Source organism: Pseudoxanthomonas sp. G3 (genome assembly GCF_057654715.1).
The window spans coordinates 1,613,914-1,630,581 of record NZ_CM172805.1 but is presented as its reverse complement, the minus strand read 5'-3'; the positions used below and the strand labels follow the sequence as shown (position 1 = coordinate 1,630,581).

Genomic DNA, 16,668 nt, shown 5'->3' with positions numbered 1-16,668 from the left:
CACGCGCAGCACGCCACGCGGCTACGGGCAGCGTGCGGGACTATGCGCGCAAACCCATGCAGCGCAAGGGTTTGCGCATGCCGCGTGGCATTCGGCACTGCCGACGCAGGGGATGCACGCAAAGCCCGGCTTGTTTGCGGTGCAGCATGGAAACGCCTGCGCTTGTCGGCAAGATGCCGCCACGCCCGCACCTTCGCGCCGTCTTCCTTCCGCTCCGCCAGGAAACCTGCATGACCGCCAAGCCGCGCCTGTCCTTCTGGCAGATCTGGAATATGTCGTTTGGCTTCCTCGGCATCCAGTTCGGCTTCGCGCTGCAGGGCGGCTTCATGTCCCGCATCTTCCAGACGCTCGGCGCGGAGAAGGATGCGCTGCCGTTGCTGTGGATCGCCGCCCCGCTCACTGGTCTGCTGGTGCAGCCCATCATCGGCTACCTCAGCGACCGCACCTGGCATCCGCGGCTGGGCCGTCGCCGGCCGTTCTTCCTGATCGGCGCCGTCCTCAGCTCGATCGCCCTGGTGTTCATGCCCCACTCGCCCACGCTGTGGATCGCCGCGGGCCTGCTGTGGGTGCTGGATGCGAGCATCAACATCAGCATGGAACCGTTCCGTGCGCTGGTGGCCGACAAGCTGCCCGAAGAACAACGCTCCTTCGGCTTCGTGCTGCAGACGTTGATCATCGGCGTGGGCACCTGGGTGGCCAGCAACCTGCCGTGGTTCATCACCCAACTCGGCGTACCGAACGAAGCCGGACCGGGCGTGGTGCCACCCTCGGTGAAGGTGGCGTTCGCCATCGGCGCCTTCGTCTTCATGGTGAGCATCCTGGTCACCATCCTCACCACACCGGAGTATCCGCCGGAGGATCTGCAGCGCTTCCGCGACGAACAGAAGCGGCGCGGCAACTTTGCGGGCGAGATCGTCCACCACGTGGTCCACATGCCCGCGCAGATGCGCCGCCTGGGCCTGGTGCAGTTCTTCAGCTGGCTGGCGTTCTTCGCCATGTGGAGCATGGCCACGCCCGGCCTGACCGAACACGTATTCAAGGCGCCCGCGCCCGACCCTGCCGCGTTCGACATGGCCATGCCCGCGCAAGCCGCCGCGTTCCAGTCTGCGAATGCCGCCTTCCAGAACGCGGCCGACCTCGTCGGCTCCTACATGGGCTACTACGGCCTGTCGTCGATGCTGGTCGCGCTGCTGCTGAGTTTCTATGCCGCGCGCTTCCCGCTCAACCGCAAGGCCGTGCACGCGGGCTCGCTGGTTCTGGGCGGCCTCGGTTTCCTGTCGATGGGGCTCGTGCCCAGCCCGGCGTGGCTGATCGGCTCCTTCGCGTTGGTCGGCGTCGCCTGGGCCAGCATCCTGTCGATGCCCTATGCCTTGCTCTCAAGCCACGTGCCGGCCGAGAAGATGGGCATCTACATGGGCATCTTCAACATGTTCATCGTGATCCCGCAGATCGTCGCCGCCACCCTGCTGGGTCCCGCACTGCGCGCGTTCTTCGCGAATCAGGCCATCTTCGCCCTGGTCATCAGCGGCGCGAGCCTGCTGCTGGCCGCGCTGGCCCTGTTCCGCGTGCACGAAGCCCCCGGCGCTCCCGCCCCCCTTCCCTCGCAGGCCCATTGATGACGCTCGCCCGCCATGCCCTGACCACCGCCCTGTTCGCCGTCCTCGGCGTACCCGGCCTTGCGCTGGCCGCAGACGACTTCTACGGCACCACCGAGCCCTTCGCAAAGGAAGCGGTTTATTTCGTGCTGACGGATCGCTTCGTCAATGGCGATCCGTCCAACGACCACCGTGACCAGGGTGGCGCGAACCGTACCTTCGATCGCCCGACCCCGGGCGCGCCGGCAGGCCAGACCGACAACGTCGGCTACCTCGGCGGCGACTTCAAGGGCGTGCTCGACAACGCCGGCTACATCCGCGACCTCGGTTTCACCTCGGTCTGGATCACGCCCATCATCGACAATCCGGATGAGGCCTTCACCGGTGGCGAAGAGGTGAAGTGGGCCGGCATGTTCACTGACCGCGGCAAGACCGGCTACCACGGCTACTGGGGCATCAACTTCTACAAGCTCGACGAACACCTGCCCAGCGAAGGGCTGGATTTCGCCGGGTTCACGCGCGCCATGAAGGAACAGCAGCTCGATGTCGTGCTGGATATCGTCGGCAACCACGGTTCGCCTGCGTACTCCATGCCGAAGAAGCAGGCGCAGTACGGCAAGGTCTGGGACAAGGACGGGACGCTGGTCGCCGACCACCAGAACCTCGATCCGGACAAGCTGGACCCACGCGGCAAGCCGTTGCATGCGTTCTACAACACCGGCGGCGGACTGGCCCAACTATCGGACTTCAACGAGAACAACCCGGCCGTCATGGAATACCTGGTCGGCGCCTACGAACAGTGGATCGACCAGGGTGCCGCGGCCTTCCGCGTGGATACCATTGCGTGGATGCCGCACACGTTCTGGAAGGAGTTCGCCGACCGCATCCGCGCGAAGAAGCCCGGCTTCTTCATGTTCGGCGAGAACTTCAACTACGACGCCGCCAGCATTGCCGGCCACACCTGGGCCCGCAACGGTAATTACAGCGTGCTGGACTTCCCGCTCAAGGGAAAGCTGACGGAGGTCTTCGAGAAGCCGGGCAGCAGCTACGAGGAGATCGGCAAGGCGCTGTACCTCGAAGACGGCCCGTATGCCAATCCGTATGAACTGATGACGTTCTATGACAACCACGACATGGCGCGCATGAATGCCAGCGATGCGGGTTTCATCGATGCGCACAACTGGCTGTTCACCGCGCGCGGCATTCCGGTGGTCTATTACGGCTCGGAGATCGGGTTCGAACGCGGCCGCGCCGAACACGCTGGCAACCGCAACTATTTCGGGCAGGAACGCATCGACGCCGCGCCGAAGAGCCCCATCTTTTCTCCGCTCAAGCGGATCGCCCACCTGCGCCGCGATACGCCGGCGCTGCAGCGCGGCCTGCAGCTCAATATCCGCATGAAGGGCGACCAGGCCATCTTCTACCGTGTCCTGCAGCACGAAGGCGTCAATCAGACCGCACTGGTGCTGCTGAACAAGGCCGACACGCCGGCGAAGCTGTCGGTCTCCGACCACCTGCAACCAGGCCAATGGCGCGATGCGTTCACCGGCAAGCAGCAGCGCGTGCGCAACCGCCTGCAGGCCGAAGTGCCGGCGCATGGCGTGCGCGTGTTCCTGCTCGATGCGCCGATTACCCGTGCCGACACCCGCGCCCGACTTGCGGAGCTGATGGCCCGCAAGGCGCCCAAAGCGGACTAAGGTCGGTGCTGTCTGTAGGAGCGACGTAAGTCGCGACCGCTGACCTCACACGCCATGAGCGCATGTTCGCAACGAAACTTCGCGCACGACATCAAGCACCAAGCAGGCTGATGGCATCCGGTCGCGATTCACGTCGCTCCTACTACGGCGCCTTCACTTCGCAGCGGTGGATCCGCGCAGCGCCAGCCTGACCGGGATCGTCTGGCTCTCGGCGGGCTCGCCATGGATCAGCGCGAGCAGTGTTTCCACCAGCAACGCGCCGGCGAGCTTGGTGTCCTGCTGCACGGTGGACAGGCCCGGGTTGACGAAGCTGGCCAGCGGGATGTCGTCGAAGCCGGCCACGGCGACGTCGTCCGGCACGCGCAGGCCACGCTCCAGCAGGGCCTTCATTGCGCCAACGGCAATCAGGTCGCTGGCGGCGAAGATCGCATCGAACGGCACGCCACGCGCCAACAACGCGGTCGCTGCTTCGTGGCCGGATTGTTCGGTGGTGATGGCATCTACCTGCAGCAGCGGATCGGCGGTCAGACCGGCTTCTTCCAATGCCTGTCGGTGGCCGAGGTAGCGCTCGAAGAATTCCGGGTAGTGGTTCGACGCGTGCCCGAGGAAGGCGATGCGGCGACGCCCCTGCGCGATCAGGTGCGCGGTGATGTCGTGCCCGCCCTGGGTGTTGTCGCAGCCGATCGACACGCCCGGCGTATCCGGCTGCACGGCACCCCAGCGCACGAAATGCGTGCCCTGCTCCACCAGGCGCTCCAGCCGGCTGCGCGATTCCAGATAGTCGCCATAGCCGAGCAGGATGATGCCGTCGGCCTTCTTGCTGTCCTCGTAATCCGCCTGCCAGTCGTTGGACAGCTGCTGGAACGAGATCAGCAGGTCGTAGCCGCGCAACGCGCACGCGCGGGTGATGCTGCCCAGCATGGAAAGGAAGAAGGGATTGATCGCCGATTCGTCCGGGGTCGGATCTTCGAAGAACAGCAGGGCCAGCGTGCCCGAATGCTGGCGGCGCAGGTTCGAGGCGTTCTTGTCGACCTTGTAGTTCAGCTGCTCCGCGATCGCCAGGATCCGCTTGCGCGTCTCTTCGTTGACCATCGGGCTGCCGCGCAGCGCGCGCGACACGGTGGGCTGGGAGACGCCCGCCAGGTGGGCGATGTCCAGGGAAGTGGCTTTCCCCTTGATGGGCGCGATCACGGACTCAGGAACCAGGCAACGGGAGCCAGAATGATGACATGCCCCCGGCAGGGGTTCGACCCCGCACCGGGCCGTAAGCGGTTACATCTGTTCACGCGACCGGTGCGGGCGCGACGCCATGCAGTTGGACGCCGTCGGCATCGGTAATGCTGACCGAGACTTCGACGCCGTGGCGGACGCTCTCCGTCACCACGCAGAAGTTCTCAAACTGGGCCAGGATGCGTTCCAACGATGCGTGCGCCGCGCCGGGTTCCGCCAGGCGGATATCGGCATGGATATGGCCCACGCGCAGCCTGCCCTGCTCGTTGCGCACCAGCTCCGCGGTGGCGTGGGTCACCAGCTTGCCGGGCGTGTTCTTGAATTTGCGCAGGGCGAACAACAGGCTGGCCGACAGGCAGTTCGCCACAGCCGACAACAGCAGCCGGGTCGGATTCGGCCCCTCGCCCTGACCCAGCGGCGGCGGCTCATCAGTCATCAGATCGGCAATGCCGGTTTCGTCGAATCGGATGCGGAAGGCGTAGTCGTCCTCCTGCTCCAGGGTGAGGCTGATGCGTTGGGTGTCGCTCATGGCGGTGTCCTGGCATGGTTGGCGTCGGCGCACATCATCCCACGCGCATGCTCCCGGCGTTGATGATGACGCAAAGCTTTAGAATGGCCGCCTCTCGCTGCCGGAGGGTCTATGGCCATCCCCACCCTGCACGCCCAGTTCGACGAAGCCACCAACACCGTCAGCTACGTGGTATGGGATGCGGCCACGCGCCAGGCGGCGATCATCGACCCGGTGCTCGACTACGACCACCGTGCCGGCCGCGCGTCGTACCGCTCGGCGGATGCGCTGCTCGGCTTCGTCGCGGACCAGGGGCTGTCCGTCGCCTGGATTCTGGAAACGCACGCGCACGCCGATCACCTCAGTGCGGCGCCCTACCTGAAAGAGAAGACCGGCGCCCCCATCGGTATCGGCGAGCACATCACGGAGGTGCAGCGCACCTTCGCGCCGGTCTTCGGCATGGACGATGTCAGCGGCGACGGCCGCGAGTTCGATCGCCTGTTCCGCGATGGCGACAGTTTTCCGCTCGGCGACCTGCGGGTCGACGTGATCCACACCCCCGGCCACACCCCGGCCTGCGTCTCGTATCGCATCGGCGATGCGGTGTTCGTCGGCGACACCCTGTTCATGCCCGACTACGGCACCGCCCGCGCAGATTTCCCCGGCGGGGACGCGCGCACCCTGTACCGCTCGATCCAACGCTTGCTCGCCCTGCCGGACGAGACGCGACTCTACCTGTGCCACGACTACAAGGCGCCCGGTCGCGACCATTTCGCCTGGGAAACCACAGTAGCCGACGAAAAGGCGCGCAACGTGCACGTCGGCGGCGGTGTGGACGAGGCCAGCTTCGTCGCCATGCGCGAAGCGCGCGATGCCACGCTGTCGGCCCCGGTGCTGTTGCTGCCTGCGCTGCAGGTGAACATCCGCGCCGGCCGCCTGCCGGACCCGGAAGACAACGGGCGCCGCTATCTGAAGATCCCGCTCAAGCTCTGAGCGGCGCTCAGCCGCCCGCACCCGCCGCCGAGGGATGCGTGGCCACGCCTTCGCCGCAATCGACGCTCAGCAGCGAGGACCGCTTCAGCCATTCGGCATCCGGGTAATACGCGAACACGAAAGAGCCCCCGCGGATCGTGTCGATCAGCGGGCGCGCCACGGCCGTGCGCACCGCAGGGCAGCCCAGGCTGCGGCCCAGGCGACCCTGCGCGCGGATCAGCGCATCGCTCACATAGGGCGCGCCGTGGATGACGATCGCGCGCTCGCGGGCATTGTCGTTGAAGCCGGGCTCCAGGCCCTGCAGGCGCAGCGAATAGCCGTTGGATCCGCTGTAGGACTCCTGCGTCACGAAGGCACCCAGGCTGGACATGTAGCTGCCACTGGCGTTCGAGAACTTCTTCGCCAGGTTCTCGCCGGTGTTGCGCCCGTGCGCCACCCACTCTTCGAACAACAGGCGCTGGCGCTCCAGATCGAACACCCACAGCCGCGGCTGCGTGGACGGTCGCGAGTAATCGATCACGCTGAGTCGCTGCGACGGCACGGGCCCATCGCGCTTGATCGAGCAGGCCATCGCCCGCGCCGCCATCGACAACACCTTGCGGTCCAGCGCAGGCGCGGCGCGATGGAGCGTCTCAACCAAGCGCTCGGTATTGTCGTTGGCCGTAGCCGCCATCGCGGGCACGGCGAATGCCACCGGGCACACGGCCACGAAGGAAAGACGACGCAGGAACGGGATCGGGCGGAGATTCATGGCGGACAGACCTGGGGAAACAACGCCGACCTCCCGAATCCGTCCGCGACTCAGCGTACGGCCGTTGTGGGGGCCGCCTCGTCCGATTCCAACACCGGGACGGGCGCCTGTTCGGCCGGCGTTGCGTGAACGCCCGGCAGGTCCGACAACAACACGGTGGTGCCCGGCGTCAGGATGCCGTACAGCCGGCGGGCGAAGTCTTGCGGAATCCAGAACGCCTCGCCCAGTCGCCGCAACGGCGGCATCGGCGCGTCCGCCTCGCCCAGCACGCGGTGGGCGACCCAGCGGTGCTCCTTCTGCCGCGGATCCAGCAGGCTGGGAATGTCCTCCATTTCCGTCGTCATCACCAGCAACACGGTGCCGTTCAGCGCGAAGTCCTGGACCATCTGCAACGGCGCCGAGCCGATCAGCACGCCGTTGCGCAGCACCGAGACGCGCTGGTCGTAAAGGCTGACGAGAATGCTCACCGGTCCCTCGGGCGAGGCGGCTTCGTTCCAGTACACCTCGTAGGCCGAGAGCTCGGGATGCGCCGACTGCCCGGCCGCCGTGACCGGTGCGAGCACCGCCGGATGCACGACGCTCGCCGGCGATGCCTTCGCATTGGCCACCACCACCGAATCGCCATACCGGGTGATGCCGAACAGCTTCTCGGCGAACGCCTGGGGTAGGCGCACGCAGCCATGCGAGGCCGGATAGCCCGGCAGGTTGCCGCCATGCAGGGCGATGCCATCCCAGGTGAGCCGTTGCATGTACGGCATCGGCGCGTTGTTGTAGAGGTTGGAGCGGTGGTCCTTGTTCTTCTGCAGGATGGTGAACACGCCCGTGGGCGTCTCCTTGCCCTCCTTGCCCGAACTGATCGTCGAGACGCCGATCGCGATGCCGTTGCGGTACACGTAGGCGCGCTGCTCATCCAGGCTGACTACCAGCACCACCGGACCGTCAGGTGCGATCTGCGGATACCAGAGGAATTCGCCCGGCTTCAGTGCGCGCACGTCCGGCGTGGAGACGGCGATGGCGGTTGCGGGCTTCGTCTGCGCCCCGCCGGGCACGGCGAAGGCCAGCAGGCAAGCGAGGGCGAGCGGCGTCAGGATTCGGGACATACGTCCAGCTTACACGCCGGCCAGCACGGCATCGCGCAAGGCTGCGTACGCATCGGGCACCGGCGCGGCGCGGGCAGGCCGGGCCAGCAGGTCGGCCAACGCCGGCGGCACGTCGACCTCCCGCCCGATCAGCGGCTCGACCACGCTCTCGAACTTGGCCGGATGCGCGGTGGCGGCCACGGCCCAGTCGCCGGCCTCGCCCTGCGCACGCAGGTCTTCCAGCACCTTGATCGCGGTGGCGGTGTGCGGGCAGTGCACTTCGCCATGGTCGCGATAGCGGCGCGCGATCACCTCGCGGATGGTGGCGTCGTCGACACGCGTGGCGGTGAACGCCGCACGCAGCGCCGCGTCGTCGCCGGCATACAGCCAGCGCAGGCGTTCGAAATTGCTCGGCGCCCCCACGTCCATCGCGTTGGCCAGGGTCGGCACGCTGGCGGCAGGTGCGTAGTCGTTGCCGGCGAAGAAATCCGGCAGCACCTGGTTGGCATTGGTGGCCAGCGCGATGCGGCCCAGCGGCACGCCCAGCGCGCGCGCCAGGATCGCGGCGAGCGCATTGCCGAGGTTGCCGGTCGGGACAACGAGGTTCAACGAATGTCCGGTGGCCGCGTGGTGGGTCAGCGACGCGTGGGCGTAGTAACTCATCTGCGGCAGCAGGCGACCCAGGCTGATGCTGTTGGCGGAGCTCAGCGGTGCCTGCGCCTGAAGCTCAGCGTCGTTGAGCGCCCGCTTCACCAGTGCCTGGCAATCGTCGAACGATCCGGCCACGCGCAGTGCGGTGATGTTGTCGCCGAAGCAGCCCAACTGGTGCGCCTGCCGTGGCGACACGCGGCCGTCGGGGTAGAGCACGATCACGCGCAAGCCCGGCTGGCGATGGAACGCGGCCGCGACGGCCGCACCGGTATCGCCCGAGGTCGCCACCAGGATCGTCAGCGGCTTGGCTTCGCTGCGGCGCAGGCGCGCCATGCTGGCCGCCAGGAAGCGTGCACCAAAATCCTTGAAGGCCGCGGTCGGACCATGGAACAGCTCGAGCACATGGTCGCCCGGCGTGCCGAGCGCATGCAGCGGCGCAGGGAAATCGAACGCTTCGCGGCAGATCGCCGCCAGTTCGCCTTCCAGGCCGTCGCCGGCGAAGAACGGGGCCAACAGCGTCGTTGCGGTCTCGGCGATGTCGTGGCCCGGTGCCAAGTCGCGTGGCGCCGGTAGCGCTTCGGGCACGTACAGGCCGCCATCGGGCGCCAATCCGGCGGCGATGGCCTGGCTGAGGCTGGCGGCGGGCGCGGTGTTGCGGGTCGAAATGAAGTTCATGAGCAATGAAGGTCAGGAGGCGGACACGAGCTGCGCGCCCGTGGCATTAATCGGCGACACCCAGGCCTGGCTGTCGAAACCGGCGGCGGCGAACGCGGCCTGCACCGCGGGCGCGGCCCCTTCGGCCTCGGCGCGCGACGCGAACCACGCGAACACGCTGGGGCCCGCACCGGAAATGCTGGCGCCCATCGCGCCGGCATCCAGCGCGGCCTGTTTGGCGGCATCGAAGCCCGCGATCAACGGCGCGCGGCGCGGTTCCACCAGGATGTCCTGCAGGCCCGCGCGGACCAGCGAAGCATTACCGGCATGGCAGCCGGCCAGCACCAGGGACAGGTTCGCGCTTTGGGCGACGAAGTCCTTCAGCGCGTAGTCGCCTTGCAGCGCGGCGCGCGCGCGGCGCGTTTCCAGGATCGCGTCCGGATGCACCAGCACGCTGTGCCAGGCCTCCGGCACGGGGATGCGCACCAGGTGCTCGGCCGTGGCGAGCACCAGGCCACCCAGCAGCATCGGGCCGAGGTTGTCGCCGTGCTTGCCGCCGCTGGCCACGGCCTCGCCCACGAGCGCATGCGGATACAACTGTTCGCGAGACAGCGGTGCATCGAGCAGCGCGTTGGCGGCCACCAACGCGGCCACGCAGGATGCCGCAGAGCCGCCCATGCCCGATCCGAGCGGAATGCCCTTCTCGATTTCCACCTCGAAACCGAACGGCAGGTCGAGCGCCTCGCGCAGCGAGATCAGCGCCGCGCCGGCGGTGTTGCCCGGCGCGTCCAGCGGCAGATCCACGGTGGCGCCGGTGATGGACGCGATGCGTACCTCCGGCGCGTCGATGCGCCGCACAGTAACGGTATCGCCTACTCCTTCGATCACGTGGCCCAGGATGTCGAACCCCACGCCCACATTGCCCACCGACGCGGGCGAAAACGCACTTGCCTGCTGCCTCATGCCCACGACGCTCCCGATGACGTGCCCAGATTCCGCTTCACAGCTTCGCGCCCTGCCCGGCCGCCACGCGCAGCACATCGGCGAACACGCCGGCGGCGGTCACTTCCGGCCCGGCGCCCGGGCCCTGCACGATCAGCGGATTGTCGCAGTAACGCCGGGTGGTGAACTGGACGATGTTGTCGGTCAGGCGCAGATTGGCGAACGCGTGACTGGCCGGCAGTTCCACCAGTCCGACGCGGGCCCGGCCCTCGGCATCCAGCTGCGCGACATAGCGCAGCACGTTGCCGGCCGCGCGCGCATGCGCCAGCCGCTCAGCGAACGCCGCGTCCACCTTGCCCAGGCGCGCCATGAAATCGTCCACGCTGGCCTGCCGCAAGGATTCCGGCACCAGGCTTTCCACCTGCACATCGTCCAGGGCGAGTTCGCGGCCGGCTTCGCGGGCCAGGATCACGAGCTTGCGGGCCACGTCGGTGCCCGACAGGTCGTCGCGCGGATCCGGCTCGGTATAGCCCAGGCCACGCGCCTCGGTGACCAGCTGCGAGAATGGCACGCTGCCGTCGTACTTGTTGAACAGCCAGGCCAGCGTGCCGGAGAAGATGCCTTCCACCGACACCACGACATCGCCGGTATCCAACAGGTCGCGCAATGTGGAGATCACCGGCAGGCCCGCGCCGACCGTCGCCTCGTAGCGGAAGCGCGCGCCGCTGGTCGATGCCGCCTCGCGGATGGCGTGATAGCGCTCGAGTGCGCCGGCGCCGGCCTGCTTGTTCGGGGTGACCACGTGGATGCCGGCGGCCAGCCACTCCGCGTAGCGGTCCGCCACGAGCGGACTCGCGCTGCAATCCACGATCACCGCGTGCGGCATGTGCGCCGACAGCAAGTGCTGGGTGAAGCGGTCGAGATCGGTGGCCTGCGCACTGGCATCGAAGCGCGCGCGCCAGTCGTCGCCCAGCGAGCGCTCGTCCAGCAGCATCTTGCTGCTCGAGGCGACGGCCCGAAGACGCAGGTCAAGATTGGCCTTGGCGAGCAGTTGCGGTTGCTCGGCACGCAGCTGCTCGATCAGCGCCGCGCCCACGTTGCCCGGCCCGATCACGCCGATGGCGAACGTCTGCGGCGACAGCCAGAACCCGGCGTGCGCGGCACGCAAGGCCTTGGTGGCATCGGCACTGTCGATGGCCACGGAGATGTTCCGCTCCGACGAGCCCTGGGCGATTGCCAGAATGTTGACCTGGGCGTGGCCCAGTGCGCCGAACAGCCGCGCCGACACGCCGGGCGTGCCGGCCATGCCGTCGCCGACCGCAGCCAGCACGCTGACGCCATCGCGACGCTGGACGCGCTGGATCTGGCGGGTATCGAGTTCGTGGGCGAAGGCGTCCAGCAATGCAGCCTGTCCTTTCGCCGCCTCACTGGCCCTCACGACGCAGCAGATCGAATGCTCCGACGAGCCTTGCGAAATCATCACCACCGACACGTGCGCATTGCGCAACGCGGCGAAGACGCGCTCGGCCGTGCCGGGCACGCCGATCAGACCGGTGCCCTCCAGGTTCAGCAAGGCCAGGTCGGCGCTCAGCGTCAGTCCCTTCACGGGGCCGACGGCATCGCGTTCGGCGGTGATGCGCGTGCCCGGGTGTTCCGGATGGAAGGTGTTGCGGATGATGATCGGTAGGCCGCGCTCCATCGCCGGCGACATGGTCTGCGGATGCACGACCTTGGCGCCGAAGTAGGCCAGTTCGCAGGCTTCGTCGTAGCTCAGGGCGCCGAGTTGCACGGCTTCCGGGACCACCCGCGGGTCGGCCGACAGCACGCCGTCCACGTCGGTCCAGATATGCAATTCGGCGGCGTCGTACAGCGCGGCGAAGATGGCGCCGGAGTAATCGCTGCCGTTGCGGCCCAGCGTGGTGAAACGCCCTTCGCGATCGCGGGCAACGAAGCCGGTGACCACCACGCGGCGCTGCGGATGCGCGGCGCGCCACACCGCCAAGCGCTGTGCGCTGTCTTCCCAGTCGACCACCACACCGAGCTCGCCGTGGTCGACGCGCAGCACGTCGCGCGCATCAAGCACAGCGCAATCTTCGCCCTGCAGTTTCAGGTACTCGCCCAGCAGGCGCGCCGAACACACTTCGCCCAGGCCCTGCACGCGCTGCAGCACCACTTCCGGCAGGCCACCGATGACGATCAGCGCATTGAGGATTTCCTCCAACCGCTGGAAGCGCTCGTCGACCCATTCGATCACCGGACCCGCTTCTTCGCCCAGCAGCGCGACCGCCGCGCCGCGATGTCGCGCACGCAGGGCATGCCAGCTTTCGTGCCATTCCGGGCGATTGGCGGCGGCCAGTTCGCAAAGTTCGATCAGCGCATCGGTCACGCCCTTCATGGCCGACACGACGGTGACCTGCACCTCCTCGTCGCGCGCCAGCAGCAGCTTCGCGACATGGCGATAGCGTTCGGCATCGGCGACGGACGTGCCGCCGAATTTGTGGACGACGGTGCGGGGCTTGGCGTGTTCGACTTCGGCGCTGCGGGACGACATGGGTCAGGAACCTCGGTTGGGAGGCCCGGCACGCATCAGGAATCGGGGTGGCCCTGCATCCTGATCCGGGTGCGGGGCCGTGGGTTGCGAGTTACGCGAACACGACCAACCGCACCCGACGAGTCAGGGTGGTAATGGTCGTAATCAGGGTCGTGCGTCCGCCGGACGCGCGCACCGACACCGGCATCGGGGCCGTGGTCGAATTCGCGGATGCGTGGGCAATGGAGCGCATGGGTGAAGAAAACCACGGCACCCCCGGGGGCTGTCAAGCGTTGCGACGCAACAAAGCCAATGATTTCAGTTGGATGCAACTGAAACCAATCCACTGCACTACAACGTGCGGGTCATGAAGACGCTGTTCGGGTCGTCGATGTAGTCGCCGAACGGCGCGCACGGACTGAAACCGGCGCGCGCATACAGCGCGCGTGCTGGGGCGAAGTAGGCCATCGAGCCCGTCTCGAGGCTGAGGCGCCCGTATCCGCGTCGACGCGCCTCGGCCAGGATGTGCTCGAGCATGCGCGCTGCCACGCCACGCCGCAGGTGCGTCTGCGCCGTGCGCATCGACTTCACTTCGCCATGCCCCTGCGCCAGTTCGCGCAGCGCACCGCAGCCCGCCAGCGCGTCGCCGTCCCACAGCGTCCAGAAGGTGATGTCGGGGCGTCGCAGCGCCGCCAGGTCGAGCGCATGCACACTCTCGGGCGGCGAGATGCGATGCATCCAATCGAGGTGCTCCTGCAGCAGCGCGATCACGGCAGGATGGCGGAGGTCATCGAGGCGCAGGTCCATGGCGTCCAGGCTCATTCGGCGCAGTCGTGGTCCAGGTTCAAGACGAAGCGCTGCCCCTGGCGCGTCTGTTCGAGCTCCGCCAGCTCCACGCCCCTGACGCCGCCATCATCCATCGCGCGCATGGCATCGGAAACCCGGGATTGCGTTTCCGCGTGCCCTTCCAGCGTGCAGCGCCGCGCGGTGCATTGCACGCGGGTAATGTCCAGCAGCCCGCCCACGTGCTCGCCCAGTTTCCGGGTCAGTGGGGCGCACATCGCCACGCTGGCATCGGGCGTGGGGGCGGGCACTTCGTCCATGGCGCCGCTGAGGTACTTCTGAGCCAGCAGGCGCGCATCCCGCTGCTCCTGGGTCTGGTACGGCATGAACACGCCGTCCTGGTACATCTCGCGCGCCGCCAGCGGTCGATCGTCGTTGGCCACCCACTTCGCCCAGTCGATCGGCGTGATCTCGGCGGCCGGCGCGGGCGCGGCATGCCACCAATACGCACGTTCGCCTTCTCCCAAGTCGATATCGGGCTTGCAGCCGTCGCCGCACCAGAGAGAAAAGCTCTGCCGGACCTTGTAGCGCGCCACGGCCACCAGGCCGCCATCTTCGGCCCGCGTCATCCTCACCTCGGCCTGGCCCATGTGATCGGCCTCCGGCCTTTCTTCACCGCTGAAGACCACCCAACCTTGCTCGCAGGTGTAGGCCATGTTGCTGATCGAGGTGGTCAGCCGCTGCGTCAACATCGGTGGCGGGACGCGCACCTTGCGGGGATCACGCTCCAGGCGCAGCCCGCCCACGGCCTGGCGCGCCACCAGGGATCCGGCCCACAGGGCGTACTGGTACGGCTCTTCGCGACGCCATGCCTTGAACGCCTCGTGCGTGTCTTCCGTACTGCTCCAACTGCTGAGGACGATCTGCTCCTCGTCGATGGCGTCGACGCTCCAGACGCCGTAGCGATCCGGCACTCTGTCGAACGCGCCTTCCATCGCCTTGCCCAGGAACCGCTGCCGCCGCCCCTCGGCGTGATTGAAGGTGTAAGTGCCGCGCAGATCGGGGCATCCGTCCTTGAAGCGGGCGAACAGGCCGGGATCGGGGCCGGGCATGCCGTCGGGATGCTCGGAGCAGCCGGCCAGCAACGCCACCATCAGCACCGTTCCCCATCGCCGCATGCATCGCCCCCTTCCCCTGAGTCGGACCAGATGTAACGCAAAACGCGTCCCGCCGCATCGTATGGCCCGTGGATTTCTTGGGCGGCCCCGCAGCCATGCGCTATCCTTCCGCTCATCTTGGCCCCGTAGCTCAGCTGGATAGAGCGTCCCCCTCCTAAGGGGAAGGTCGCACGTTCGAATCGTGTCGGGGCCGCCACTTCTCCTCGTGCGGGCTCCGCACCGCATCGGCAGATCGCCGACAACGCCAGTTCCGGCTCGGCAATCCGAACAGACGCCGACAGCGAATCAACGGCGCTGTAACCGATTGAAATACACAGGGTTTCCAGCAGGTCGGGCGCGGCCGCTCTGGTAGAATCATGCCCCCGCGATGGGGCCCTTCGGCCGCATCCCCTGCATTCGATCCCTGGAGCACTTCATGCCCGCAGACCTTCTCAAGGCCCTTGGCCTTGCCAGCACCAACTCCGGCACCTACCTCGGCAGCGGCGAGTGGTCCACGACCACGGACGCCGGCTTGCTGCAGTCGATCAACCCGACCACCAACGAGGTGATCGCCGAGGTCCACGCCAGCAGCCAGGCCGACTACGAGAAGGTCATCGCCCGCGCCCAGGCCGCGTTCAAGATCTGGCGCACCACGCCAGCGCCGCGCCGCGGCGAAGCCGTGCGCCTGTGCGGCGAAGCGCTGCGCAAGCACAAGGACGCGCTGGGTTCGCTGGTCGCGCTGGAAATGGGCAAGAGCAAGCCGGAAGGCGACGGCGAAGTGCAGGAGATGATCGACATCGCCGACTTCGCCGTGGGCCAGAGCCGCATGCTGTACGGCTACACCATGCACTCGGAGCGTCCCGGCCACCGCATGTACGAGCAGTACCAGCCGCTGGGCCTGGTCGGCATCATCAGCGCGTTCAACTTCCCGGTCGCGGTGTGGGCGTGGAACTCCTTCCTGGCCGCGATCTGCGGCGACATCTGCATCTGGAAGCCGTCCAACAAGACGCCGCTGACCGCGATCGCCAGCATGAAGATCTGCAACGACGCGCTCAAGGCCGGCGGCTTCCCGGACATCTTCTTCCTGATCAACGATGCCGGCGTCGAACTGGCGCAGCAGTTCGTCGACGACACGCGCATCCCGCTGATCAGCTTCACCGGCTCCACCCAGGTCGGGCGCACCGTCGGTGAGCGCGTCGCGCGCCGCATGGGCCGCAGCCTGCTGGAACTGGGCGGCAACAACGCCATCATCCTGGACGAAACCGCCGACCTGAAGCTGGCCATCCCCGGCATCGTGTTCGGCGCCGTCGGCACCGCCGGCCAGCGTTGCACCACCACGCGCCGCCTGATCGTGCACGAATCCATCTACGACACCGTGCTGGCCACGCTGATCAAGGCGTACAAGCAGGTGGAAGGCAAGATCGGCGACCCGACCGACCCGGCCAACCTGATGGGGCCGCTCAACAGCCACGGCGCGGTGCAGCAGTTCCTGGATTCCATCGCCAAGGCCAAGGCCAGCGGCGGCACCGTCGAGACCGGCGGCACCGCGATCGACCGTCCGGGCAACTTCGTCCTTCCGGCGATCGTCACCGGCTTGAAGAACTCCGACGAAGTCGTGCAGCACGAGACCTTCGCGCCGATCCTGTACGTGATGAAGTACAAGACGCTGGACGAAGCCATCGACATGCAGAACGCCGTGCCGCAAGGCCTGTCGTCGTCGATCTTCACCCAGAACCTCAAGGCGGCCGAGCAGTTCCTGTCGGCGGCCGGCAGCGACTGCGGCATCGCCAACGTCAACATCGGCACCAGCGGCGCCGAGATCGGTGGCGCGTTCGGCGGCGAGAAGGAGACCGGCGGCGGCCGCGAGTCCGGCTCGGATGCCTGGAAGGTCTACATGCGCCGCCAGACCAACACCATCAATTACTCCGACTCGCTACCGCTGGCCCAAGGCATCAAGTTCGACCTGTGATGCACGCAAGGCCGGCATGTCCGCATGCCGGCCGCCCTGAACGGGCCGTCATCTGGGATAATCGCGCCACCCCAACGGGTGGCGCTTTTGTTTCGTGTGCCCGATTCAGCGCCCTCGCGTCTCCCTGAC

13 protein-coding genes and 1 tRNA gene are annotated in these 16,668 nt (G+C 67.4%); 5 read left to right on the top strand and 9 right to left on the bottom strand.

Annotation, left to right across the window (positions count from 1 at the left end; translation table 11 throughout):
* Positions 1 to 230 precede the first annotated feature (230 nt).
* Complete coding sequence (locus AC23D6_RS07820) at positions 231 to 1,616, top strand: MFS transporter (RefSeq protein WP_487752195.1); 1,386 nt, start codon at positions 231 to 233, stop codon at positions 1,614 to 1,616.
* The gene (locus AC23D6_RS07815) at positions 1,616 to 3,292 is read left to right on the top strand and encodes an alpha-amylase family glycosyl hydrolase (RefSeq protein WP_487752194.1); all 1,677 of its coding nucleotides are present in this window, start codon (positions 1,616 to 1,618) and stop codon (positions 3,290 to 3,292) included. The genes AC23D6_RS07820 and AC23D6_RS07815 overlap by 1 nt, the downstream gene beginning before the upstream one ends.
* A gap of 153 nt (positions 3,293 to 3,445) precedes the next feature.
* Here the strand turns inward: AC23D6_RS07815 and AC23D6_RS07810 are convergent, their stop codons facing one another.
* Together AC23D6_RS07810 and AC23D6_RS07805 are read right to left on the bottom strand one after the other, a co-directional pair.
* Positions 3,446 to 4,480, bottom strand: a complete 1,035-nt coding sequence (locus tag AC23D6_RS07810; RefSeq protein ID WP_487752595.1) for a LacI family DNA-binding transcriptional regulator — start codon at positions 4,478 to 4,480, stop codon at positions 3,446 to 3,448.
* A 94-nt stretch (positions 4,481 to 4,574) separates the two neighbouring features.
* Positions 4,575 to 5,051, bottom strand: coding sequence for an OsmC family protein (locus AC23D6_RS07805; protein WP_487752193.1), 477 nt, complete (start codon positions 5,049 to 5,051; stop codon positions 4,575 to 4,577).
* 111 nt (positions 5,052 to 5,162) lie between these two features.
* Between AC23D6_RS07805 and AC23D6_RS07800 the strand changes: the two genes are divergently transcribed.
* A complete protein-coding gene (locus AC23D6_RS07800; protein ID WP_487752192.1) occupies positions 5,163 to 6,023 on the top strand; it encodes an MBL fold metallo-hydrolase in 861 nt (286 codons plus the stop codon).
* Between the two features lie 7 nt (positions 6,024 to 6,030).
* Here AC23D6_RS07800 and AC23D6_RS07795 read toward each other — a convergent pair whose 3' ends face one another.
* The 7 genes from AC23D6_RS07795 to AC23D6_RS07765 form a co-directional block, all read right to left on the bottom strand.
* Positions 6,031 to 6,696, bottom strand: coding sequence for a murein L,D-transpeptidase catalytic domain family protein (locus AC23D6_RS07795; RefSeq protein WP_487752594.1), 666 nt, complete (start codon positions 6,694 to 6,696; stop codon positions 6,031 to 6,033).
* Between the two features lie 128 nt (positions 6,697 to 6,824).
* Positions 6,825 to 7,874 (bottom strand): L,D-transpeptidase, encoded by a 1,050-nt coding sequence (locus tag AC23D6_RS07790; RefSeq protein WP_487752191.1) that lies wholly within the window; start codon positions 7,872 to 7,874, stop codon positions 6,825 to 6,827.
* 9 nt (positions 7,875 to 7,883) lie between these two features.
* On the bottom strand, positions 7,884 to 9,179 hold the full coding sequence (gene thrC, locus AC23D6_RS07785) for a threonine synthase (RefSeq protein WP_487752190.1): 1,296 nt from the start codon (positions 9,177 to 9,179) through the stop codon (positions 7,884 to 7,886).
* A gap of 12 nt (positions 9,180 to 9,191) precedes the next feature.
* Positions 9,192 to 10,121 carry a homoserine kinase gene (locus AC23D6_RS07780; protein ID WP_487752189.1) on the bottom strand — a complete coding sequence of 310 codons (930 nt, stop codon included), beginning with the start codon at positions 10,119 to 10,121 and terminating at the stop codon, positions 9,192 to 9,194.
* A 37-nt stretch (positions 10,122 to 10,158) separates the two neighbouring features.
* The gene (gene thrA, locus AC23D6_RS07775) at positions 10,159 to 12,651 is read right to left on the bottom strand and encodes a bifunctional aspartate kinase/homoserine dehydrogenase I (protein ID WP_487752188.1); all 2,493 of its coding nucleotides are present in this window, start codon (positions 12,649 to 12,651) and stop codon (positions 10,159 to 10,161) included.
* 330 nt (positions 12,652 to 12,981) lie between these two features.
* A complete protein-coding gene (locus tag AC23D6_RS07770) occupies positions 12,982 to 13,452 on the bottom strand; it encodes a GNAT family N-acetyltransferase (RefSeq protein WP_487752187.1) in 471 nt (156 codons plus the stop codon).
* On the bottom strand, positions 13,449 to 14,591 hold the full coding sequence (locus tag AC23D6_RS07765; RefSeq protein ID WP_487752186.1) for a hypothetical protein: 1,143 nt from the start codon (positions 14,589 to 14,591) through the stop codon (positions 13,449 to 13,451). Before AC23D6_RS07765 ends, AC23D6_RS07770 begins: the two co-directional genes overlap by 4 nt.
* 119 nt (positions 14,592 to 14,710) lie before the next feature.
* On the opposite strand from AC23D6_RS07765, the gene AC23D6_RS07760 reads away from it, so the two are divergent.
* Both AC23D6_RS07760 and amaB read left to right on the top strand, forming a co-directional pair.
* Positions 14,711 to 14,787 (top strand) — tRNA-Arg (locus tag AC23D6_RS07760).
* A gap of 219 nt (positions 14,788 to 15,006) precedes the next feature.
* A complete protein-coding gene (gene amaB / locus AC23D6_RS07755) occupies positions 15,007 to 16,539 on the top strand; it encodes an L-piperidine-6-carboxylate dehydrogenase (RefSeq protein WP_487752185.1) in 1,533 nt (510 codons plus the stop codon).
* The last annotated feature ends 129 nt before the right edge of the window (positions 16,540 to 16,668 follow it).

Bases quoted from the DNA above. Each gene is read 5' to 3' on its own strand.
- AC23D6_RS07815 (WP_487752194.1), top strand. From the start codon at position 1,616: ATGACGCTCGCCCGCCATGCCCTGACCACCGCCCTGTTCGCCGTCCTC.
- AC23D6_RS07795 (WP_487752594.1), bottom strand. From the start codon at position 6,696: ATGGCGGCTACGGCCAACGACAATACCGAGCGCTTGGTTGAGACGCTC.
- AC23D6_RS07770 (WP_487752187.1), bottom strand. From the start codon at position 13,452: ATGAGCCTGGACGCCATGGACCTGCGCCTCGATGACCTCCGCCATCCT.
- AC23D6_RS07790 (WP_487752191.1), bottom strand. From the start codon at position 7,874: ATGTCCCGAATCCTGACGCCGCTCGCCCTCGCTTGCCTGCTGGCCTTC.
- AC23D6_RS07805 (WP_487752193.1), bottom strand. From the start codon at position 5,051: ATGAGCGACACCCAACGCATCAGCCTCACCCTGGAGCAGGAGGACGAC.
- AC23D6_RS07820 (WP_487752195.1), top strand. From the start codon at position 231: ATGACCGCCAAGCCGCGCCTGTCCTTCTGGCAGATCTGGAATATGTCG.
- AC23D6_RS07800 (WP_487752192.1), top strand. From the start codon at position 5,163: ATGGCCATCCCCACCCTGCACGCCCAGTTCGACGAAGCCACCAACACC.
- thrA (WP_487752188.1), bottom strand. From the start codon at position 12,651: ATGTCGTCCCGCAGCGCCGAAGTCGAACACGCCAAGCCCCGCACCGTC.
- AC23D6_RS07765 (WP_487752186.1), bottom strand. From the start codon at position 14,591: ATGCGGCGATGGGGAACGGTGCTGATGGTGGCGTTGCTGGCCGGCTGC.
- thrC (WP_487752190.1), bottom strand. From the start codon at position 9,179: ATGAACTTCATTTCGACCCGCAACACCGCGCCCGCCGCCAGCCTCAGC.
- AC23D6_RS07780 (WP_487752189.1), bottom strand. From the start codon at position 10,121: ATGAGGCAGCAGGCAAGTGCGTTTTCGCCCGCGTCGGTGGGCAATGTG.
- amaB (WP_487752185.1), top strand. From the start codon at position 15,007: ATGCCCGCAGACCTTCTCAAGGCCCTTGGCCTTGCCAGCACCAACTCC.